The 21,028-nt window shown below is 74.5% G+C and carries 18 protein-coding genes and 1 pseudogene; 5 read left to right on the top strand and 14 right to left on the bottom strand.

Features of this window, described 5'->3' with window-relative positions:
- Positions 1-43: 43 nt before the first annotated feature.
- Together ACFW6B_RS13950 and ACFW6B_RS13945 are read right to left on the bottom strand one after the other, a co-directional pair.
- Entirely contained in the window at positions 44-2,041 is a 1,998-nt protein-coding gene (locus ACFW6B_RS13950; RefSeq protein ID WP_386595668.1) for an alkaline phosphatase family protein, read from the bottom strand.
- Positions 2,042-2,280: 239 nt separating this feature from the next.
- Positions 2,281-2,760 (bottom strand): hypothetical protein, encoded by a 480-nt coding sequence (locus ACFW6B_RS13945; RefSeq protein WP_386595449.1) that lies wholly within the window; start codon positions 2,758-2,760, stop codon positions 2,281-2,283.
- Positions 2,761-2,844: 84 nt separating this feature from the next.
- Here ACFW6B_RS13945 and ACFW6B_RS13940 point away from each other — a divergent pair, with 84 nt between their 5' ends.
- Positions 2,845-3,618 carry an MBL fold metallo-hydrolase gene (locus tag ACFW6B_RS13940; RefSeq protein ID WP_386595447.1) on the top strand — a complete coding sequence of 258 codons (774 nt, stop codon included), beginning with the start codon at positions 2,845-2,847 and terminating at the stop codon, positions 3,616-3,618.
- Positions 3,618-4,358, top strand: a complete 741-nt coding sequence (locus ACFW6B_RS13935; protein WP_386595444.1) for a DedA family protein — start codon at positions 3,618-3,620, stop codon at positions 4,356-4,358. Before ACFW6B_RS13940 ends, ACFW6B_RS13935 begins: the two co-directional genes overlap by 1 nt.
- 9 nt (positions 4,359-4,367) lie before the next feature.
- Here ACFW6B_RS13935 and ACFW6B_RS13930 read toward each other — a convergent pair.
- The 7 genes and pseudogenes from ACFW6B_RS13930 to ACFW6B_RS13900 all read right to left on the bottom strand — a co-directional run.
- Positions 4,368-4,673, bottom strand: a pseudogene (locus ACFW6B_RS13930) (MBL fold metallo-hydrolase); the annotation flags it as partial.
- The gene (locus ACFW6B_RS13925) at positions 4,672-5,919 is read right to left on the bottom strand and encodes an aminotransferase class I/II-fold pyridoxal phosphate-dependent enzyme (RefSeq protein ID WP_386595442.1); all 1,248 of its coding nucleotides are present in this window, start codon (positions 5,917-5,919) and stop codon (positions 4,672-4,674) included. The gene ACFW6B_RS13925 and the pseudogene ACFW6B_RS13930, both read right to left, overlap by 2 nt.
- Positions 5,920-6,038: 119 nt before the next feature.
- The gene (locus ACFW6B_RS13920; protein ID WP_386595441.1) at positions 6,039-7,106 is read right to left on the bottom strand and encodes a hypothetical protein; all 1,068 of its coding nucleotides are present in this window, start codon (positions 7,104-7,106) and stop codon (positions 6,039-6,041) included.
- 440 nt (positions 7,107-7,546) lie between these two features.
- Positions 7,547-8,341: an RNA polymerase sigma factor SigF gene (locus tag ACFW6B_RS13915; RefSeq protein ID WP_386595439.1), complete on the bottom strand. Its 795-nt coding sequence runs from the start codon at positions 8,339-8,341 to the stop codon at positions 7,547-7,549.
- Between the two features lie 359 nt (positions 8,342-8,700).
- The gene (locus ACFW6B_RS13910; protein ID WP_386595436.1) at positions 8,701-9,279 is read right to left on the bottom strand and encodes a TIGR03086 family metal-binding protein; all 579 of its coding nucleotides are present in this window, start codon (positions 9,277-9,279) and stop codon (positions 8,701-8,703) included.
- A complete protein-coding gene (locus tag ACFW6B_RS13905; RefSeq protein WP_355771041.1) occupies positions 9,276-9,518 on the bottom strand; it encodes a DUF6158 family protein in 243 nt (80 codons plus the stop codon). The genes ACFW6B_RS13910 and ACFW6B_RS13905 overlap by 4 nt, the downstream gene beginning before the upstream one ends.
- A gap of 210 nt (positions 9,519-9,728) precedes the next feature.
- Positions 9,729-11,348: an ABC-F family ATP-binding cassette domain-containing protein gene (locus ACFW6B_RS13900; protein ID WP_386595434.1), complete on the bottom strand. Its 1,620-nt coding sequence runs from the start codon at positions 11,346-11,348 to the stop codon at positions 9,729-9,731.
- 105 nt (positions 11,349-11,453) lie between these two features.
- Between ACFW6B_RS13900 and ACFW6B_RS13895 the strand changes: the two genes are divergently transcribed.
- Positions 11,454-12,953 (top strand): bifunctional phosphatase PAP2/diacylglycerol kinase family protein, encoded by a 1,500-nt coding sequence (locus tag ACFW6B_RS13895; RefSeq protein ID WP_386595432.1) that lies wholly within the window; start codon positions 11,454-11,456, stop codon positions 12,951-12,953.
- Positions 12,954-13,121: 168 nt separating this feature from the next.
- Entirely contained in the window at positions 13,122-13,988 is an 867-nt protein-coding gene (locus ACFW6B_RS13890; protein WP_386595430.1) for a class I SAM-dependent methyltransferase, read from the top strand.
- On the opposite strand, the gene ACFW6B_RS13885 is transcribed toward ACFW6B_RS13890, so the two are convergent.
- Entirely contained in the window at positions 13,969-14,712 is a 744-nt protein-coding gene (locus tag ACFW6B_RS13885; protein WP_386595428.1) for a GvpL/GvpF family gas vesicle protein, read from the bottom strand. The genes ACFW6B_RS13890 and ACFW6B_RS13885 overlap by 20 nt on opposite strands.
- A gap of 174 nt (positions 14,713-14,886) precedes the next feature.
- Entirely contained in the window at positions 14,887-16,734 is a 1,848-nt protein-coding gene (locus ACFW6B_RS13880; RefSeq protein WP_386595426.1) for a transketolase, read from the bottom strand.
- 253 nt (positions 16,735-16,987) lie between these two features.
- Between ACFW6B_RS13880 and ACFW6B_RS13875 the strand changes: the two genes are divergently transcribed.
- Entirely contained in the window at positions 16,988-17,335 is a 348-nt protein-coding gene (locus ACFW6B_RS13875) for a VOC family protein (protein WP_386595424.1), read from the top strand.
- A 93-nt stretch (positions 17,336-17,428) separates the two neighbouring features.
- On the opposite strand, the gene ACFW6B_RS13870 is transcribed toward ACFW6B_RS13875, so the two are convergent.
- The 3 genes from ACFW6B_RS13870 to ACFW6B_RS13860 form a co-directional block, all read right to left on the bottom strand.
- Positions 17,429-19,405 carry a DUF5107 domain-containing protein gene (locus tag ACFW6B_RS13870; protein ID WP_386595422.1) on the bottom strand — a complete coding sequence of 659 codons (1,977 nt, stop codon included), beginning with the start codon at positions 19,403-19,405 and terminating at the stop codon, positions 17,429-17,431.
- 77 nt (positions 19,406-19,482) lie between these two features.
- Positions 19,483-20,031: a GNAT family N-acetyltransferase gene (locus ACFW6B_RS13865; RefSeq protein WP_386595420.1), complete on the bottom strand. Its 549-nt coding sequence runs from the start codon at positions 20,029-20,031 to the stop codon at positions 19,483-19,485.
- A 45-nt stretch (positions 20,032-20,076) separates the two neighbouring features.
- Positions 20,077-21,024: an LD-carboxypeptidase gene (locus tag ACFW6B_RS13860; protein ID WP_386595419.1), complete on the bottom strand. Its 948-nt coding sequence runs from the start codon at positions 21,022-21,024 to the stop codon at positions 20,077-20,079.
- Between the last annotated feature and the right edge of the window lie 4 nt (positions 21,025-21,028).

Raw genomic sequence — 21,028 nt, 5'->3', positions numbered from 1 at the left:
CCGGCCGCCCGCCCCTCGCGCCCTCTCGCGGCAAAGTCCCCGCTCAGGCCGCCTGCTCGTCCGGGCGGGACGGCAGCGGGACCTGGGCGCCGTCGCACTCGCGCAGCCAGCGCCGCAGCACGTCGTGCACCCGCTCCGCGCCGACGAGTCCGGTGTCCGGGCCGGCCGGTGCGGACAGGGTCAGCGGGGAGAGGAGGAACGGGTGCCCCTGGGCTCCGCCGAGCCCGCCGTGCGAGCCGATCTGCTCCTCGAAGGCGAGGACTTCGCCCTCGACGGGGTCGTACCAGGAGTTGACCATGATGTCGGCGGTGTGCGGGAACCCGTGCGTGCGCCGTACCGCCTCGGCGGCGCCGGGGCCGAAGTCGGCCAGGAGGCCGGGGTGTTCGTCGTCGAGCCGGCCCACCGGCACCTCCACGCCGTGCGCGCCGAGCACGATGCCGCCGTGCTCCTCGCTGCGCACCAGGAGGAAGCCGACGCCGGGGTGGTTGGCGAGCGTGGACAGCAGCGCGGGGTGCCGCCGGTCGATCTCCTCCCGGCTCATCCGGTGCGGGACGTCGGGGAAGGAGACCAGACCGAGGTTGCCGGAGGCCAGGACCAGGGGCTCGGAGCGGCGCCCCGCGGCTCCGGGCCGCTCCCCGCGCTCCTCCACCGGTCTGCGCAGCGCGGCCCGGACGGCGGTCCGGGCCTCGGCACCGCTGTGGGTGCTCCGGGCCTTGCGGGGCACGGGCAGCCCGCAGCCGGCCCGGACCAGATTGCCGAGGCTCAGGCCGTACCTGGTCAGGAAGGTCTCGCCCGGGCTCTGGCCGTGGTCGGAGAGCACGACGATCCGGTACGGCCGCGGGGCGTGCTCGGCGACCTTCTCGATCAGCGCGAGCGACCGGTCGAGCCGCTCCAGGATCCGCTCGGCGTCCCGGCTGCGCGGTCCGGAGTGGTGCGCCACCTCGTCGTAGGCCACCAGGTCCGCGTAGACCGCGTCGCGCCCGGCGAGCATGTCGCCGATCACCGCGGCGACCACGACGTCCCGCTCGACGACGGTCGCGAAGGCGCGGACGAACGGGTACAGCCCGCCGCGTTTGACGCGGGGCCGTCGCCGCTGGAGGCGGGCCCGCGTGGACTGGCCCGTCTCCCTGAAGACCTCGGCCACGAACGACATGGCCGTACGGACGGCGTTGGCCGGGTCGGAGAAGTACGCGAAGTAGCCGGCCCGCGAGCGGTTGTCCCGTCCTCTGCGCGCGGCCACGGACAGCACGAGGGCGAGTTCGTCGGCGCCTCCGCTGAAGAGGTTGCCCCGGCTCGCGCCGCCGGCGGTGAGCAGGCCGCCGTCGCCGGTGCGCGCGACGGCCCGCCGCTGGAGCTCGGCGGCACTGGTCGGCCGGTTGCAGACCATGACCTCCTGGGTGTCCTTCTCGTACCAGCGGAAGGCCGGGACGTCGTGGTTGCTGCCGTGCAGGATGCCGAGCTGGCTGGCGCCGGTCTGGCTGGACCAGTCGGTTCTCCACGGGGTGAGCCGGTGGGTGGGGCGCCTCCCGTCGAGCCAGCGTGCGGCGGTCGGCATCAGTCCTTTGCCGACCGCCTCCCGCAGCACGTCGTGCCCCACTCCGTCGAGCTGGAGGAAGACCACGCCGGGAGTCGAGGGGCCGGGCCGTCCCGTGGCACGTCTGCGGCGCCGGTCGGCGAGGCGGTAGAGGCGGCGCCGGTACGCGTCGTCGTCCCGTACGGCGAGGGCGGCGCCGGTGGCCGAGGCGACGGCCGACATGACGGCGGCCACGACCACGGCGGTCTCGGGGGCCGCCTCGCTGCTCCCGGAGGGATTGAGCCGCAGGGCGACGAGCAGCAGCGAGCCGTTCAGGAAGAAGACGAGCAGACCGAGCACGAAGGCCGGGACGAGCAGCAGGGTCCGCACGAGCAGCGGCCACACCAGCGCCGACAGGAGGCCGAAGACGCCCGCGCCGGCCGCCGCGGTGACGGCGATCCGCGTCGCGCTGTCCCCGGACTCCGACTGCAGCCGGAAGTCGGGCAGGGCACCGGCGAGGACGAGCATCGTGAGCGTGGACACGGCCCACACCGTGATACTGCGTCCCGCCGCGCTGGCGAGGCGGCGCCAACGTCCTTTGTCCACGCCCAGCCCACCTCACGTCCCGGCCCGCCCGGTCCGCGTGGCCTGCTCCCACCCTGCCACAACGGCCGGAGGTCCCCAGAAGTCCCCAAAAGCCGCGAGAAGTACCCGGACGGCTTTCCCGGGCGGCGGACTGGGCGGCGGACTGAGCGGCGGACTGGGGATCAGCGGCCGTCGTAGCCGGCCGTCGGCATCGAGAGGCGGCGGTGGACCCTGGCCTTCATCTGGGCGTCGTACGACGGTTCCGCGGTGCCCACGGTCTCGACGCGGACGCCGCGGCGGGCGCACTCGGCGGTGAACTCCTCCACCGAGGCGAGGGCCCGCTCCAGCACCCGGCGGCTGGGCGCGACGAACAGGTCCACGAGACCGGCCTCGACGTCCGCCCACAGGCTGCGGTGGTCGGGGCGCAGTCCGCGTACGAGGAGTTCCCTGGTGACGACGCAGCCGTGCTCGGCGGCCCAGCGGGCGCACATCGCGTGCTGGCTGCGGGAGTCGACGAGAAAGGGGTCCTCGTCGAGTTCCTCCAGGGGTGTCAGGCTCGCGATCGCCGTGACGCGGAGCGGCGGGGAGTGCGGTACGGGGCCGCCCCGCTCGGGCCGGCGCGTGCGGGCGGGCGTACCGGAGGCACCGCGTGCGTCTCTCATGGTGTCCCCCTCACCTCCTGGTTTCGCCGCAGACCCTACTCCTGCCCGTAGGCTCGGGGGGAGTCGTGCGAAGGAGGCGAAGAGGTGCCGGTGGAGATCACCTGGTGGGGGCACGCCACCTGCACGCTGGAGGACTCCGGGACACGGGTGCTCACCGACCCCCTCTTCGCGCGCCGGCTCGCGCACCTGCGGCGCAGGCGCGGGGCGCCGCCCCCTCCCCCGGCCGCGGTCGCCGACGTCGCGCTGGTCTCCCATCTGCACGCCGACCACCTGCACCTGCCCTCGCTGGCACGGCTGGCCCCGGGCACCCGGCTGCTCGTGCCGCGCGGTGCGCCGCGTTCGGTACCGGGTCTGCGCAAGCTGGGCCATCTGCGGCTCACGGAGGTCGCGCCCGGTGACCGCACGCGGGTCGGTGACCTGGCCGTCCGCACGGTTCCGGCGCGGCACGACGGACGGCGGCTGCCGATCGGACCGCACCGCTCCCCCGCCGTGGGGTACGTGATCGAGGGCGAGGCGCGGACGTACTTCGCCGGGGACACGGGGCTGTTCGCGTCGATGGCCGAGGAGGTCGGGCCGGTGGACGTGGCCCTGCTGCCGGTGGGCGGCTGGGGTCCGTACCTCGGGGAGGGACATCTCGACGCGGGGCGCGCCGCCGAGGCGCTCGCGGCGCTGCGTCCGCGCAGCGCCGTGCCGGTGCACTACGGCACGTTCTGGCCCATCGGGATGGACGCCGTGCGCCCCCATGAATTCCACGCGCCGGGTGAGGAGTTCGTGCGCCTGGCCGCCGAGCGTGCGCCGCAGGTGGCGGTGCATCTGCTGCGGCAGGGGGAGAGCGTGCGTCCGAGGGCCGCCAGGTGATGTCCTGGTCCGCCGCGGGGGCGGTGGCTCCCGCGACCCTCCAGTCGGTCAAGAGCGGTGTTCTCCTTTCCCTCAAGGGCGGCGTCGTTCTGCCGTTCAAGGCCACCGCGCCGGCCGTGTTCCTGTCCGCCACGGCGCCGACCGTCCCTCCCGAGTCCACCCAGCAGGCGATCGGTTATCCGTCGCTGTTCCTGCTGGTGCTGATCGGTGCCCTGGTGCCGGTGGTGCCGACGGGGGCGCTGGTGAGTTCGGCGGCCGTGGTGGCCTTCCACCAGACGTCGCCCTCCGCGCTGCTGTCGGTGTTCCTGGTCTCCTCGGTCGCGGCGTTCCTCGGCGACATGTCGCTCTACTGGCTCGGGCGGCGCGGCATGGGCTCGAAGAACGGGTCGCGCTGGCTGGAGACGATCCGGGAACGCGCACCCGAAGACCGGCTCGCCCGGGCGCAGCAAAAGCTCGACGACCACGGCATCGCCGTCCTCGTCCTGTCCCGCCTCGTGCCGGCGGGCCGGATCCCGGTGATGCTGGCCTGTCTGATCGCGAGGATGCCGTTGCGGGTCTTCGCCCGCGGGGACGTCCCGGCCTGTCTCGCGTGGGCGGCCACCTACCAGGTCATCGGCATCCTCGGCGGCTCGCTCTTCCCCGAGCCGTGGCAGGGCGTGGTGGCGGCGGTGGCGCTGACCGTCGCGATCAGCGCGGCGCCGGGCGTGTGGCGCAGGTTCCGCGGTACGAGAGCGCCGTAGGGACCCGCACGCCGTCCGCACCCGTCGCAGTGGTTCGAGGACCGGTTCGGCCGAGAGCACGAACGTGCCCCGGTGCATCGGGCCATCCGGCGCGCGCAGGTCGACGGCCGCCTGCACGGCCTCCTCCGGGTCGCAGTGCACGTCGCTCGGCCACCAGCTGGGGTGGTACGCGCCGATGCGCAGGTCGGCGGGGACGAAGTCGAGGCGGACGCCGTCGAGTTGTGCCGCTTCCCGCCAGTCGAGCTCGGTGACCCAGGCGAACCGGCGCCGCTTGAACCGGCGTCCGAGACCGGCCGGCACGAACACCGGTGTGTCATCGCGGGGGCTCCCGGCGCTCGGCGTCGTCGCGGAGATCGCCGAAGACCGACCCCAGGAGGGTCAACGCGCGGTGTACGTGCGGCAGTTCCAGGGGCGAAGGGGAAGCGAGGGATTCCTCCCGCTGCGCGCCGGTGGAGCCGAGCAGTCCTCCGGTGCCGAGACGGACCCGGAGGGCGCCGAGGTCGTCGCCGAAGCGGTGTCCGCCCGGCGCGGGCATGCCGAGCCGGGCGGAGAGCCAGTCCTCCAGGTCCTGCGCGTCGCCGACGCCGTGCGCGCCGAGGGCGGAGCGGAGCGGGCCGAGGTCGACGTACAGGTGCCGGCCGGCCCGTGGCGGGCGCGCGACGGCACCCGCGGCACTCACCACGCGGTGGACGGCGTCGGCCACGCGCGCGTGCAGGCGTACGGCCGCGGTGAGCCGTTCGGTGATCGCGGCGGGCTCGCCGAGCGCGTACGCGGCCGCCGCCGCGACCGGTTCGGCGACGCGTGCTCCGAGCACGGTGAGCACGTCGAGGACGCGGGAACGCAGTGCCGCGCCCGCCGCGTTGTCGGGGAAGCGGGCGACGGCGGCGGGCCAGCCCCGCGGCAGGAAGGCGCCCGCGAGGTCGGTGATCACGCAGACGTCGTCGGGGAGCATCTCGGCGGGGCTGAGCAGCACGGTGTCCCGCGGCTCGTGCAGGGTGTCGCGCCAGGTCTCGTCGCTGACGATGTGCAGCCCCTCGCCCGCCGCGGCCTCCACGGCCTCGTGCACCACCTCGGGCGGGGCGACGGTGGCGGTCGGGTCGTCGGCGACGGACAGCAGGAGCAGCCGCGGGTCGCCGCCCTCCGCACGGACCCTGCGGACGGTCTCCAGGAGGGCGTAGGGGTCGGGGACGCCTCCGCACTCCGCGGGTGTCGCCACGTGGAACACGGACCTGCCCAGCAGACGTGCCTGCGGCGCCCACCACGCGGCACACGGGCGGGTCACGAGGATGTCGCCGCCGAGCGCGCCCGTCAGGGCCAGCAGCAGCGCGGGGGCTCCGGGGGCGGCCGCCACCCGGTCGGGCGCGGCACGCAGCCCGCGCCGGGTCCAGTAGCCGCTGGCGGCGTCGAGGAGCACGGGTCCGCCGCCGCAGGGTTCGGCGGCGGAGCGGTCCGCCGCCGCGGCCAGCACGGAGCGGAGTTCCGGTGGCACGGGCACGCCCTGGTCGGGCAGGAGCGGGCCGTACCGGACCGCTCCGTGGTCCTCGGGGTCCGTCCGCCGCATGCCTGCCTCCGACCGTGGGTGCCGCCGTTCCCTGTTCCCGGCCCTGTCCGCCCGTACGGTCCGGGTACCCCCGTCGCCGCGTACGGCTCACCGGCCCTCGCGGTGGGCCGCCCGGCGCCTCAGTACCGCCGTCGGCGGAGTCTGCGCAGCCGGTGCGCGGCCGCGCCCAGGGCCCCGGTGATCAGCACTCCGCCGGTGACCAGGGCCGGCACGGAGTCGGTGAACACACCGCCCTCACCCGCGTGCACGCCCCGGCGGACGGTGGGCGGACGCTCGCCCGCGCCGGTGCCGGTCCCGCTGTCGGGAACATGGGTCGCCGTGGTGCCGCGGGCCACGGCGTACGACGCGGTCCACCGCTTCCCGTGATCGCCCGGGGGCGCGGGACAGACCCCGCCGACGTCCCACCGTCCGTCGGCGCCCCCGGTGCCGGGGCCCGTCTCGTCCGGGTCCACCGTGGTGCCGGGAACCGTGGTGCCGGGCCCCACGGCGTCCGGGCCCACGGCGTCCGGACCCACCGGCTCGGGAACCGTCTCCGGCCCCACCGTGTCCGGACCCGCCGGCTCGGGAACCGTCTCGGGCCCCACCGTGTCCGCGCCCGCGTCCGGGCCCACAGAACCCGGGCCGACCGTGTCCGGACCGAGCGAATCCGTGCCGAGCGTGTCCGGGCCCTCGGCGTCGGGGACCAGCGAGTCGGGGACCACCGGGGCACCGGCGCCGGGGGCGGGCGCCCGGTCGTCGGGCACGACGCCGTCCGAGGCCCCGAACCCGGCGTTCGCGTCCTCCGCGCGCACGTCCGCACGCGCGCCGCCGGGGTTCTTCGCGTCGGAGGCACCGGAGCCGGCGGCGTCGGGGCCGACCTCGTCGAAGCCGCGCCCCGCGTCGGCGGCCGGGCCGGGCTCGCCGGACGTGATGTGGGCGGTGCCGGTGTAGGAGGCCGCGCCGCCGGCGCCTTCGACGCGGTGCAACTGGACCTTGCCCTCCTGGAAGCCCTGGGAGCTGGCGTCGATGGAGTCGGGCGGGGTCCCCCCGATCGCGTCGCAGCTCACCGTGACGGTGACGGTGCCGCCGGGTTCGACGGAGCCCGGACTGACCTCCGCGGCCGGATCCGCGGCCGCTCCCGACGCGGCGGCGCCGAGGGCGGCACCGGCCAGGGCGGTGGCGTACAGGACACGGGCGGTACGGCGCATGAGCGGGGCTCCTTAGGCGGGCTTCGGTCCGAGGGCCACGGCCGTCGTGTCCCTCGGGGCCATCAGAGCCCGCCGTACCGCCGGGCGCGAACGGCCGGGCACCATTCGCGGGAAAGCGCTGACCCGAGCGGGTGACGTCGCGGGCGGGGCGCGACCGGTCCCCCGCACCCGCGGTGCGACGCCGCCCGCGCCCGGGACCCGCCTTCGCCCCGGGCCCGTACGGGCCCGGGCCGGAGCCCCCGACGGCACCCCGCACCCCGCACCCGGCACCCGGCACCCGGCACCCGGCACCCGAGCCCGTACGGCCCCTGGAACCCGATCCCGAGCCCGTACGACGCGCGCCCGGCCGTGCCCCGCGGCCGGCGGTCCGGCCTGGAGGGGACACCGCATTTGACGTTTCGTCAATTTCCGTCCCGGGCAACCCCTGTGCGTACCGGGCCCTAGGCCGCGTCGCGCATGATCTGGTCGCGCAGCCTCGTGCAGCAGCGGCTGATGAGGCGGGAGACGTGCATCTGGGAGATGCCCAGTTCGTCGGCGATACGGCTCTGGGTCATGTCGTCGAAGAACCGCATGTAGAGGATGGTGCGTTCGCGCTCGGGCAGGGCCTGGAGCCGGGGTTTGACGGCCTCGCGGTCGATGACGGTGTCGAGCGCCGGATCGTGCGACCCGAGGACGTCGCCGAGCGAGTAGCCGTCCTCGCCGCCCGGCAGTTCGGCGTCCAGGGAGAGCGCGGTGAAGCTCTCCAGCGCCTCCAGGCCCGTTCGGACGTCCTCCTCGCTCATTCCGGCGTGCTCCGCCATCTCGGCGACCGTGGGCCGGCGGCCCGGGATGGTCTGTGACAAGTCCTGGGCGGCGAACCGGACCCGGTTGCGCAGGTCCTGGACCCGGCGCGGCACGTGCAGGGTCCACATGTGGTCACGGAAGTGACGCTTGATCTCGCCGGTGATCGTCGGTACCGCGTAGCTCTCGAAGGCGTTGCCGAGTTCGGGGTCGTAGCGGTCGACGGCCTTGACCAGCCCGAGTGCCGCGACCTGGCGCAGGTCCTCGAAGTTCTCGCCGCGGCTGCGGAAGCGTCCCGCGAGCCGTTCGGCCATCGGCAGCCAGGACTCGACGATCTCGGCACGGAGAGCGTCACGCCGCTGTCCCGGCGGGAGCGTGGCGAGCCTGCGGAATGCCTCCCCGGTGTCGGGGGCGTCGTCGTGCGGATGGTGCGTCGCGCTCGCTCGAGTTCGCATGGTGCGTCGCAACTCCCTTGATGGTGCCATGTGATGGACAGTCATCGTGGGAACGCACCCGTGCGCCGGACGGGTACACCCATGGCGCGGATAGCCGCTCCCACGGACGTGCCTCCTGTCCGAAGCACTGCAACTGCGTCTGCCCCGCGCCATGCGGGGCAAACACCCCTCCATTCTCCCCGACGCCGGGCACCCCGTCCTCCCGGAGGCCTCCGCTCCGGCTCCCCCGGGCCCTCACCAGCGGAAGTCCCGCCCGGGCACACGCCCCGGGCCGGACCATCACACGGCACGATGTCCTGTTCACATCCGGTACGCGCACGTCCGGTACGCGCCCGTCCGGCCCGTGACGGCGCCCCGTGTCAGGGCCGGCGCCCGACCAGGCAGAGCAGTTTCGTCTGGACGTCGGCGCCGGGCGGGGGTTCCTCCGGGGCGGCGAAGAGTCCGCTGTTCTCCAGTTCCGCCGCGTGCGGGGTGACCTCCCGGACCGCGAAGGACAGCAGGTCCTCGGGGAGTTGTTCGTCGGCGCCGATGGCGCGGGACAGGTCCCAGGCGTGGACCGTCAGATCGGTGACGAGCTGCGCGCAGTAGTCGTCCGCCGGCACGTCCCCGAAGGAGAGGTGGACCGTGCGGTCGAGCGCGCCCGGCTCGGCGAACACCTCACGGGAGGCGCCGGCCACCGCGTCCCAGGCCGCGACCGGGTCGGGGCCGAGCAGGTCGCCGTCCAGGCGGTCGCCGACCGAGTCGACGGTGGCGCCGTCCCGTACCAGCGCGGGCACCCACGCCTGCTCGGCGACGAGATGGCCCACGAGGTCGCGCACGCTCCAGGCGGTGCACGGCGTGGGGGCCTCCCACTGGTCGTCCCGGATCGCGTGGACCCGGCGGCCGAAGAGCTCCAGGGCCTCCGTCTGCCGGTCCAGGACCGGGTGCGGGTCGCTCATGCCGGCGGCACCCCCGCCGGTCCGCGCTCCCGGGCGCCGTCACGGGTGCGGGCCGCCGCGACGGGCCGCCGCGGGTGGCGGCGCAGGTACTCGCCCTCCAGCTGGGCCATGCGCACGTTGTGGGTGTGGAGCGCGTCGTTCGAGCCGTGCAACAGCGTGTCGTGGCGGGTGCGGTGGATGGCCTCCAGCTCTTTCATGAGCTGCTGGTCGTCCAGCCGGCCCGGGTCGACTCCGGTCATGGTGCTACCCCGCTCGTCGTGGCCGTCGGTGCGGTACGGGCGTCCGCCCCGGGCAGACACTGCCCCGAGCGGCGTCCGTGAGGGAGCCGTGGATCGAGACCCACTCCCTCCACTCTACGAACATCCGGGGTGCCGGGCCTCCCCGGGACGTGCCCGGCCTCCGGCGTCCCCCCGCCGGGGCCGCCCGCGCGGGCCCCCGCTCCCGCCCGTCTACCGCTCGCGCTCCACGCGGCGCTCGTCCCACACCGGCTCCTGCGTCTCCCGCACCCGGCCGTCCGAGCCGAAGACCAGGTAGCGGTCGAAGGATCGGGCGAACCAGCGGTCGTGGGTGACCGACAGCACCGTCCCCTCGTACGCCTCCAGGCCCTCCTGAAGGGCCTCCGCGGACTCCAGGTCGAGGTTGTCGGTCGGCTCGTCGAGGAGCAGGGCCGTCGAGCCCTCCAGTTCCAGGAGCAGGATCTGGAAACGTGCCTGCTGGCCGCCCGACAGCTTCTCGAAGCGCTGCTCGGCCTGGGCGGTCAGCTCGTAGCGGCGCAGCCTGGACATGGCGGCTCCGCGGTCCTGCGAGTGCTCGGTCCACAGGATGTCCAGGAGCGTGCGGCCCTCCAGTTCCGGGTGGGCGTGGGTCTGCGCGAAGTGGCCGGCGACCACGCGGGCGCCGAGCTTCCACTCACCGGTGTGCGCGACGTCGCCGCCCGCGAGCAGCCGCAGGAAGTGCGACTTGCCCGAGCCGTTGGAGCCGAGGACGGCGACGCGTTCGCCGTAGTAGATCTCCAGGTCGAAGGGCTTCATCAGCCCGGTGAGCTCAAGTCCCTTGCAGGTCACGGCCCTCACCCCGGTCCGTCCGCCGTGCAGCCGCATCGTGATGTCCTGCTCGCGCGGCGGCTCCGGGGGCGGTCCGGCCTCCTCGAACTTGCGCAGCCGGGTCTGCGCCGCCGCGTAGCGGGACGCCATCTCATGGCTGACGGAGGCCGCCTGACGGAGGTTCAGCACCAGCTTCTTGAGCTGCGCGTGCTTCTCGTCCCAGCGCCTGCGCAGCTCCTCGAAGCGGGCGAACCGCTCCCGCCTGGCCTCGTGGTACGTCGCGAATCCGGCGCCGTGCACCCAGGCGTCCGCGCCGGCCGGACCGGGCTCGACGCTGATGATCTTCTGGGCGGCGCGGGCGAGGAGCTCGCGGTCGTGGGAGACGAACAGGACGGTCTTGCGGGTCTCCGCGAGCCGTTCCTCCAGCCAGCGCTTGCCGGGCACGTCGAGATAGTTGTCCGGCTCGTCGAGGAGCAGCACCTCGTCGGTGCCGCGCAGCAGCGCCTCGAGCACCAGGCGCTTCTGCTCGCCCCCGGACAGGGTCCGCACCAGGCGCCACTGGGCCTTCTCGTAGGGGACACCGAGGGCGGCCGTCGTGCAGATGTCCCAGAGGGTCTCGGCCTCGTAGCCGCGGACCTCGGCCCAGTCGGACAGCGCCTGCGCGTAGCGGAGCTGTGCCGCCTCGTCGTCCACGGTCATCATCGCGTGCTCGGCGGCGTCCACGGCCTCGGCCGCCTGGCGGATCCGGGGCGGGGCCACGGAGACGAGCAGTTCGCGCACGGTCGTCTCGTCGCGTACGGACCCGACGAACTGCCGCATCACCCCGAGCCCGCCGCCCACGTTCACGGTCCCGCCGTGGGGTTTGACCTCCCCCGAGATCAGCCGCAGCAGCGTCGTCTTCCCGGCGCCGTTCGGCCCCACCAGGGCCACGACGGCGCCCTCCCCCACCCGGAACGACACATCGCCGAGCAGCGCCCTCCCGTCGGGAAGGTAGTACTCCAGATGTGCGGCTTCGAGGTGTCCCATGGGCAGGCATTCTCCGGGGAGCGGGGGTGCGGGGCAAACGCGTATGCGACGGCGGGCCCGCCGGGCGGGGGCGGGAAACGCCTGATCCGGGGTAGACGGACCCGCATGACGACCACCCCGGATGTCGACCTGACCGCCCTCGTACCGGGCCGCCACGCCCTTCGGGACCGCCTTCTCGGCCTGGACCTGCGCCTCTTCGAGGCGGTCGCGGCGCGGCACTGGCCGGGCGGCGACCCGGTGCTGCCGCGGCTGAGCCGGGGCGCGAACCACGGGCTCCTGTGGTTCGCCACGGCCGCCGCCGTGGCGGCGAGCCGCACTCCGCGGGCCCGCCGGGCCGCCGCACGGGGTGTGGCCTCGCTCGCCCTGGCCTCCGCGGCGATCAACACCGTCGGCAAACGCTCGGTGCGCCGTACCCGTCCCGGTCTCGGCCCGGTCCCCGCCGTCCGGCAGCTCAAGCGGCAGCCGGTCACCACGTCGTTCCCCTCGGGGCACGCCGCCTCCGCCGCCGCCTTCGCCACGGGGGTGGCGCTGGAGTCCCGCGGCTGGGGCGCGGCCGTCGCCCCGCTGGCGGCGGCGGTGGCACTGTCCCGCGTCTACACCGGCGTCCACTTCCCGAGCGATGTCGTGGCCGGTGCGGTTCTGGGCGTCGGGGCCGCGTACGCCGTGCGCGCGCTGGTGCCCACCCGGGACCGGCTCACCCCGCCCGGCCGTCCGCGCACCGACGCGCCCGCGCCGGCCGACGGCGAGGGTCTGGTCATGGTGGCCAACACGGGTTCGGGCACCGCCGAGCGGGTCGGCGCGCTGGCCGGCGCGTTACCGCGCGCCGAGATCGTGGAGTGCGAACCCCACGACGTGCGGGAGGAACTGGAGAAGGCGGCGGCCCGCGCCCGGGTGCTGGGCGTGTGCGGCGGCGACGGCACGGTGAACACCGCGGCCGAGGTGGCCCTGCGGCACGGGATCCCCCTCGCCGTCCTGCCGGGCGGCACGCTCAACCACTTCGCGCACGACCTCGGCGTGGAGGGCGAACGCGATCTGGTCCGCGCGCTCCGGGAGGGCGGGGCGGTCCGGGTGGACGTGGGCCGGTTCACGTCCGGCGGCAGGAGCGGTGTCTTCCTCAACACCTGCAGCCTGGGCGTCTATCCGGAGCTGGTGCGCGAGCGGGAGAACTGGTCCGGGGCGATCGGCAGTTGGCCCGCCGGGGTGCTGGGCGCCCTGCGCGTGCTGCGTGCCGACCACCATCCGCTGCGGGCCGAACTCGGGGGCCGCAGCCACCCGTTGTGGCTGCTGTTCGCGGGCAACGGCACCTACCACCGGATGGGTCTGGCACCCGCCCGCCGTTTCGACCTCGCGGACGGCCGTCTCGACGTACGGGTCGTGCACGGCGGCCGTCGTCCCGCCGTCCGTCTGCTGGCCGCGGCCTTCGCCGGGCCCCTCACCCGCTCGCCGGCCCACGCGGCCGTACGGGTGGGCCGGCTGCGCGTCGAGGGCATCGCGCCCGGCACGCTGCTGGCCTACGACGGCGAGGTCACCGAGGTGGGCGGCGAGGTGACGCTGAGCAAGAGCCGCGAGGCGCTGACCGTCTACCGCCCGTTTCCCGCGCGCTGATCCGTCCGCGCGCCTCGTCCACGCCCGCCGCGCACCCGCACGGACGACCCGTCGTCCACATGGCGAGATACGGGTCTCATAATTTGGCATGACCGCGTACGGTGATGACATCGCCCCGGGGAGTGCGTGCACGCCCGTGAGGTCCGTACGACGAGAAGGGGAACGGTCATGTCGCAGTCGAAGCCGCAGGAGAGCGCCTTCTACACCCACGGCCACCACGAGTCGGTGCTGCGCTCGCACACCTGGCGCACGGCGGCCAACTCGGCCGCCTACCTGCTCGGCTCGCTGAAGCCGCACATGAGGATCCTCGACATCGGGTGCGGACCGGGCACCATCACCGCGGACCTGGCCGAACGGGTTCCGGACGGCCATGTCACCGGCGTCGACCACGCGCCCGGCATCCTCGACCGGGCGCGCCGGACGGCGGACGAGCGCGGCCTGCGCAACGTCGACTTCGCCGTCGCCGACGTCCACGCGCTGGAGTACCCGGACGACACGTTCTGCGTGGTCCACGCCCACCAGGTGCTCCAGCACGTCGGCGACCCGGTGCGGGCGCTGCGCGAGATGCACCGGGTCACCAGGCCCGGCGGGTTCGTCGCGGTCCGCGACGCGGACTACTCGGCCATGACCTGGTACCCGTCCGTACCGGGCATGGACGACTGGCTGGACCTGTACCTGCGGGTCGCCCGCGGCAACGGGGGCGAGCCCGACGCGGGTCGCCGTCTCAGGTCGTGGGCACTGGCAGCCGGCATCCGGGACATCACCGCCACGTCGAGCACCTGGACGTTCGCCACCGAGGAGGAACGGGAGTGGTGGAGCGGTCTGTGGGCCGACCGCACACTGGCCTCGGCGTACGCGGAGCGGGCGACGGAAGGGGGCCACGCGAGCGCGCGGGAGCTGCGGGCGGTCTCGGACGCCTGGCGGCTGTGGGGGCGGCAGGAGGACGCCTGGTTCTCCGTGCTGCACGGGGAGATCCTCTGCCGGAAGGAGGACCCGGGCTCCCGCTCCGCGCCCCTCAGCCCGTACAGCTCATGAGGCCGGCGAATCCGGTGAGGCTCGTGAACCCGGTGAAGGCGGCCGCTCCCGTGAAGGAGTACGCCGCCCAGGGGCCCGTCAGCTCCACGCGCAGCCCCGGCTCCTCGCCCACGCTTCCGTTCACCCGTTCCACGAACTCCCCCGAGGCAGCGCGCGGCACCAGATAGGCCGCGTCGAGGACGGTGTGCCCCTCTTCCCCGAAAGACGCCCCGGAAGACGCTCCGCGGGACGGGGCCGGTTCCCGGGGGGCCACCAGCCGGCTCGCCTCGGCGTACCCGGAAAGGGTGTCGTGCAGCCGGCGTGTGAACTCGTCCGCGTGTTCCGGGACGCTCCCGGCGTACACCCGCACGTCCCATTCCACGCGCCCGTCGAGCCGGTCGAGCGTCCGCAGGAAGTCCTCCCTGTGGTCGTCCATCATCACGCGTACGCCGCTGCTGTCCCGCAGGACGGTGGCGAGCCGCAGCGGCAGCGGGCTCGTGACGACGGTGAGCGCGTCGATGACGCCCTGGTGGGCGCGGGCCGTCGCCTCCAGCCAGCGGACGTCCTCCAGCCGGCGGCGCAGGGGCTCGGCGGCGAAATCCCGCTCCGGGACCGAGCCGACCACGGCGATCAGGTCACGGTGGCGCAGCAGTACGGGCGGGACGCCCGCGACCCCGGTGAGCTCGGCCGACAGCGCAGCCGAGAAGGGGCGGCAGATCGCGTAGACGTAGCGCAGAGCGCTCATGGGTCTCCTCCCGCGCTTCCACTCGCACCCCCCGCGGCGTACTGACCATGGTGCCCTCGGGGCACCGGTCGGCGCACCACGACGGCCCGCCCGCGCCCGGCCGGCGCGCCGAGACGCCTCACCCGTCCCGGGACCGGTCGGCGCACCACGGCGTTCCTCCCGTCCCGGAACCGGTCAGCGCACCATGGCCGTCTCGACGAGCAGCCGGCCCGCCGCCGCGATCGACCCGGCGTCGATTCCCGCTGCGCGCAGCTGCTCGTCCGGGCTCGCGGAGCCCGGCATCGTACGGACGGCGAGGCGCACCAGCCGGGGCACGGGACGGCCGTCGGTGAAGGCGTCGAGCACCGCGTCCCCGATCCCGCCCTCCTCCCGGTGGTCCTCCACCGTGACCAGGCAGCCGGTCTCCTCGGCGGCCTCGCGCAAGGTCGCCCGGTCCACGGGCTTCACCGAGTAGAGGTCGATCACACGGACCTGGATGCCCTCGCGGCCGAGCGCCTCCGCGGCGGCCAGCGCCTCGTGGACGGTGACACCGGCGGCGACGAGCGTGAGCCGGTCGTCGGCGGAGGCGCGGAGCACCTTGCTGCCGCCGACCGGGAACTCCTCGGTGGCGCTGTAGATGACGGGGGTCCCACCGCGTGAGGTGCGCAGATAGCGGATGCCCTCCAGGCCCGCCATCGCGGCGACGAGCTTCGCCGTCTGGTTGGCGTCGCACGGGTACAGCACGGTCGAGTCGTACACGGACCGGAACATGGCCAGGTCCTCCAGGCCCATCTGTGAGGGCCCGTCCTGCCCGATGGCGACGCCCGCGTGGGAGCCGACGAGGTTGACGCCCGCACCGCTGACGGAGGCCATGCGGACGAAGTCGTGGGCCCGGGTGAGGAAGGCCGCGAACGTCGAGGCGTACGGCACCCAGCCGCGCGCCGCCATGCCGACGGCGGTGGCGACGAGCTGCTGCTCGGCGATGTAGCACTCGAAGTAGCGCTCGGGGTGTTTCTCGGCGAAGAACTCGGCGCGGGTGGAGTCGCCGACCTCGCCGTCCAGGGCGACGACGTCTCCCCGGGCGTCGCCGAGCGCGGCGAGCGCCTTTCCGAAGGCGTCGCGGGTGGCGACCTCGTCACCGGTCTCGTACCGCGGCAGGTCCAGGTGTCCGGAGCGCACGGCGTGCAGCGTCCTGGCGGCGGGCGGCTGCCGGACCTCCACCCTCCGGTCGTGCACACCGCCGAGTTCGGCGATCGCCTCCTCGGCGTCCGGCAGCGGTTTGCCGTGCAGGCCCTCGCGGTCCTGGACCGACTGCACGCCCTTGCCCTTGAGGGTGCGGGCGAGGATCACGGTGGGCTGTCCGTCGGTGGAATCCGCCTCCCCGAAGGCCCGGTCGATCGCGTCCACGTCATGTCCGTCGATCTCGACGGTGTGCCAGCCGAAGGCCCCGAACCGGCGCGCGTACGCGTCGAGGTCGTGTCCGTGGCGGGTCGGCCCGCGCTGGCCCAGGCGGTTGACGTCGACGATCACCGTGAGGTTGTCGAGGCGTTCGTACCCCGCGTGCTCGGCGGCCTCCCACACGGACCCCTCGGCCAGTTCGCTGTCGCCGCACAGCACCCGGACCCGGTACCCGGTGCGGTCGAGCCTCTTTCCGGCGAGCGCGATGCCGACCCCGACGGGCAGCCCCTGGCCGAGCGATCCGGTGGCGGTCTCGACCCAGGGGAGCCGCCGGGGCGTGGGATGCCCTTCGAGCCGGCTGCCCGCCTTGCGGAAGGTGAGCAGTTCGGCCTCGCTCAACGCGCCGGCCGCCTTGTACGCGGCGTACAGGAGCGGTGAGGCGTGCCCCTTGGAGAGGACGAAGCGGTCGTTGCCGGGGTGCTGGGGGCGTTCGAAGTCGTAGCGCGTGTGGTTGGCCAGCAGGACCGCCATCAGGTCGGCGGCGGACATGGACGACGTCGGGTGTCCCGAACCCGCGGCGTCGGCGGCCCGGACGCTGTCGACACGCAGTTGCTGGGCCAGGTCGATGAGCCGGCGTGTGGTCATGATGCTCCTTCCCTCCGCCCGGCGGCTTCCGGACAGCCCGGTGCTCCGGCCCCTCACCCACACGGGCGGGGGGCCGGTCTCCGTCCGCCGCACGGGCCTTCCGCGTCCCCCCGACCCGGGGACCCAAACACGGGCGCGCCCGGCGTCTCACGGACCGCGCCCGTGCCGGACACACGACGGAGGCACTCGGGCACCGTGGGCGATCGCCCGAATCGATCTCCCCTGCCGGGCGCGCCCAACTAGGCTCGCCCCCATGGAGATTCTGGGAGCCACGCTGCGCGTCTGCGTCGACGACCTGGAGGCTGCGGTCCCCTTCTACGAACGGCTCTCGGGCGGCAGGGCGCTCCGCTTCGAGCGCGGCGGCGTGTCGGTCGCCGCGGTCGGCTGTTTCCTGCTGATGAGCGGGCCGGAGTCCGAACTCGACGTGTTGCGCAAGGTCGCGGCGACGATCGCCGTCAAGGACGTCGAGGAGACCGGCCGGGTCCTCACCGGCCTCGGCGCCCGTGTCGTCGCGGGCCCGGTGGAGACACCCGCGGGCCGCAACCTCATCGCCGTCCATCCCGACGGATCGGTGTACGAGTACGCGGACCGCAACGGCTGACGGGCGCCCGCCCCGCGGGGCGGGGCGTCCCGGGTGCCCCACCCGGCGGTGGAGCACCCGGGCCGGTGGTCACGCGGGTCCGGGGAGGCCGGCTCAGGGCGTGGACGGCGGCCGCATGCGGAAGTCGTAGCGCGCCGGCAGGGGCTCGTCGCCGATCCGGGACCACAGCCGGTCGATGGTCTCCGCCCCCTCGCGCAGGTCGGCGACCTCGAAGCCCGCCTCGAAGACCGCCCGCGCGTCCTCACGGCGGCCCTCGGCGAGCAGGAGTCCGGCCTCGACGAGGCGGAACCGGCCGCGCTCCCGGGTTCCGCGGTCCAGCCGTTCCCACACGGCACGCGCCTGTGCCGGACGCCTGGCCTTCAGCAGCGCCTCGACGGCCTCACGGCCGAGCGCGGCGCTCACCTCGGTCCACCGCCGCCCGTCGTCGCCCACCTCGCGGCAGAGGTCGTCGAAGGCCTCGGCGTAACGGTCGGCGGCCCGCTCGTCGTTGCCCGCCTCCTGGTCGGCGACGGCGAGGCAGCGCAGCAACGGCCAGCGCGAGGGGGCCGGTTCGAGCGCCCGCTCCCAGCTCCGCACGGCCTGCGCCACGTCCCCGGCATGCCACTGGGCGACCCCGAGGTGGTACTCGGCGGACGGGGTGGCGGGCGCCGTCTCCAGCATGTCGCGCCAGTGCGACGCCACCAGCGTCCCGCCGGGCGGCCCGGCCCGCCCGGGCTCGGGGAACGCCCCGGAGCCCAGCAGCTCCCGCCACGGCTCCTGCTCCTCGCCGAGCGTGCTCTCCTCGAAGGGCGTCCCGGGCAGCTTGTGGGCGGCGCGCAGCACTTCGAGCGCGCCCCAGCCGGAACCGACGGCGAGGACCTCGCCGGGCGCGGTGTCGGCGTGCGGCAGCCAGGCGGCGTACGCGGCGTCGACCGCGTCCCGGGAGAGGGCGCTCTCCAGCCGGCCCTCGACCTCCGTGCGGGCGGCCTCCCAGTCCGCCCCGTGCGCCGTCTCCGCGTTCACCGACAGCGGCCCGTACGCCTCCAGCCAGGAGACGTCGCTCTCCGCCTCGAGCCGTACGTGTTCGAGCTGGGTGCGGGCGAGTCCGGCCTGGATCTCGCAGTACCCGCCGGTGCCCGGCTCGGTGAGCCACTCCTGCCAGCGGCGGCCGCCGGGTCCCGAGCCCCAGACGAAGAGCTTGCGCCCGCGCAGGACGTCGGTGGACGTCTGGGCCAGGCCCTCGCCCGAGCCGTCGACCGCGGCGATCCAGCGGCGCCGCCCGTCGGGCACCTCGTAGAAGTAGTCGGCGGGGAAGACGCTGTCGAGGGGGTACGTCCGATCGGTCCCGTCGTACGCCGGCACGGGCACCCGGCGCAGCCGTCGCTCGTAGCCGAAGTGATAGGCCTCCTCGGCCGGGGCGAGCACCCTGCGCTCCTCGGGGACCGCGATGTTGGACCACCAGTACAGCGGGGCGGGTCTCTCGTGCGGGTTGCGGACGCGGACGCCGACGTACAGGAAGTCGGATCCGTCCGGCAGCCACAGGTCGACCTGGAAGGGGAGGTCGCGCAGGCGTTCCCACTCCCACAGGCGCAGCATCTCGCCGCCGTCCGGGGCGGGGACGCGGGCCGCGTGGACGGGTGAGCACGACAGGGTGGTGTGCCCGGTGGCTCCGATGTTCCACTCGATGCCGCCGGAGAACCAGGCGCCGTTGAGGGCGAAGCAGGCCGGCTGGAGCACCGGGTTGGTGTACAGCAGCTCCGTCGCGGTGGGCTTGTGGAAGAGCGAGACGACGCGGCCCCCGTAGCCGGGCAGCACGGTGGCCCGCAGCCGGTCGTTCTCGATCACTATCGTGTCGAGCTCGCGCGGCACCCGTTCCCGCCCGTACCCGTCGCGTATGCGCTCGGGCAGCACGCTGCGCAGCGGCTCGTACCCGATCTGCCGGGCCATGTCGCCCGGCAGGCCGACGCGGTCGCGGTCGTCGATACGGTGCATCTCGTCGAGGGTCCGCAGGGGCGGCAGCGGGTTGCTCGGGCCCAGTTCCGCCGCCGGGAGGACCAGCACGTCACGTCGGATCGTCGTCACGACGCCCATGGAACATGGTCGTCGGTCCGCTGACCAGGGTGTCCGCCGGTCCGGATCCGGTCAGGATTCGGCAAAGGCGCCGGCCGTCAGGGGGTTTTGACCATCTCCGCGGTGATCGCCCACCGTTCGTGGTCCCGCCAGGCACCGTCGATGTGGATGAAGTCCGGTGAGAAACCTTCGAGCCGGAAGCCGCTCGTCCGGGCGAGCGCGATCGACCCCGCGTTGCCCGGCTGCACGTTGATCTCCAGCCGGTGCAGGCCCATCTTCCCGAAGGCGTACCGCACGACGAGGCCGAGCGCCTCGGTCATCAGCCCGCGCCCCGCCGCGTGCGCGAAGGCGCCGTAGCCGAGGGCGCCGCACAGGAAACCGCCCCGGACGATGTTGTTGATGTTGATGAAACCGGCGATCCCCCCGCCGTCCCGCTCGCGGACGAGGAACCCGGCCTTGGTCGGGTCCTCGATGAGCCTCCCGGCGTAGGCGGCGTAGGCGTCGATGTCGGTGGGCGGGAAGAGCCAGGGGTGGTGCAGGCTCCTGCTCTCCCGGGCCCGTGCGGTGAACTCCGCGCCGTCCGCGAGGGTGAAGGGGCGGATGCCCACACGGGGACCCTCGGCGAGAAGGCCGGCGTTCTCAGGCATCCGGTCACCCTACGCGAACACGGGCCCGGCGACAGCTTCATGACGTCAGCGCAGCGCGGGTTCCTCCAGTGTCAGTGTCCCCGCGTCCGCGTCGAGCTCGGCGCGGAGGCCGAACGGTATCGTCAGCGTCCCCTCCTCGTGCCCGAACCCCATGTGCTCGACGACCGGGACACCGAGCGGGCCGAGCCGGTCGGCGAACACCTCGCGGAGCTTTTCGTACGGTCCGCAGTCCACCCAGGAGCCGAGCGCCACCCCGGCCACCCCGTCGAGCCAGCCGCCGCGCAGCAGCTGCGTCAGGATCCGGTCCAGCCGGTACGCCTCCTCGCCGACGTCCTCGATCAGGAGCAGCCCGTCCCGGGCACCGGCACGGGCGTGCGGTGTGCCGAGCTCGGCGGCCAGCAGGCTGACGCAGCCGCCGAGGGTGACGCCCCGGGCCTTCCCCGGCACGAGGGGGGTGGCCCGGCCGGAGGCGATGGTCCGCACCGACTCGGGTTCGAAGAGGGTCGCCCGCAGGTGCTCCTGCGCCCGCGCGTTCTTCAGGAACACGAGGGAGGCCACCATCGGCCCGTGCAGGGTCGCGAGCCCCGCCCGCGTGGCGAACGCCTCGTGCAGCGCGGTGATGTCGCTGAAGCCGACGAGGACCTTGGGGCCCGCGGCCCGGACGGCGTCCCAGTCGAGGAGGTCGACCATGCGCTGGGCGCCGTAGCCGCCGCGGGCGCACAGCACCGCGGCCACGTCCGGGTCGCACCAGGCCGCCTGGAAGTCGGCGGCCCGGTCCGCGTCCGTGCCCGCCAGGTAGGCGAACTCGGCGTGCCGGTCCAGGACATGGGGTGCCACGACAGGGTCGAGGTCCCAGCCCCGCAGGATGTCGAGGCCGGCTTGGAGCCGTTCCTCGGGGACGGGGCCGCTGGGCGCGACGATCGCGACCCTGGCCCCCGCGGTGAGCCGCGCGGGCCTGGTCAGTGCGGTCGTCGGTGCGGTCGTTCGGGTCACTCGT

Source organism: Streptomyces sp. NPDC058751, from assembly GCF_042746485.1.
Taxonomy (GTDB): Bacteria; Actinomycetota; Actinomycetes; order Streptomycetales; family Streptomycetaceae; genus Streptomyces.
This window is presented reverse-complemented; position numbering and strand designations above follow the sequence as displayed.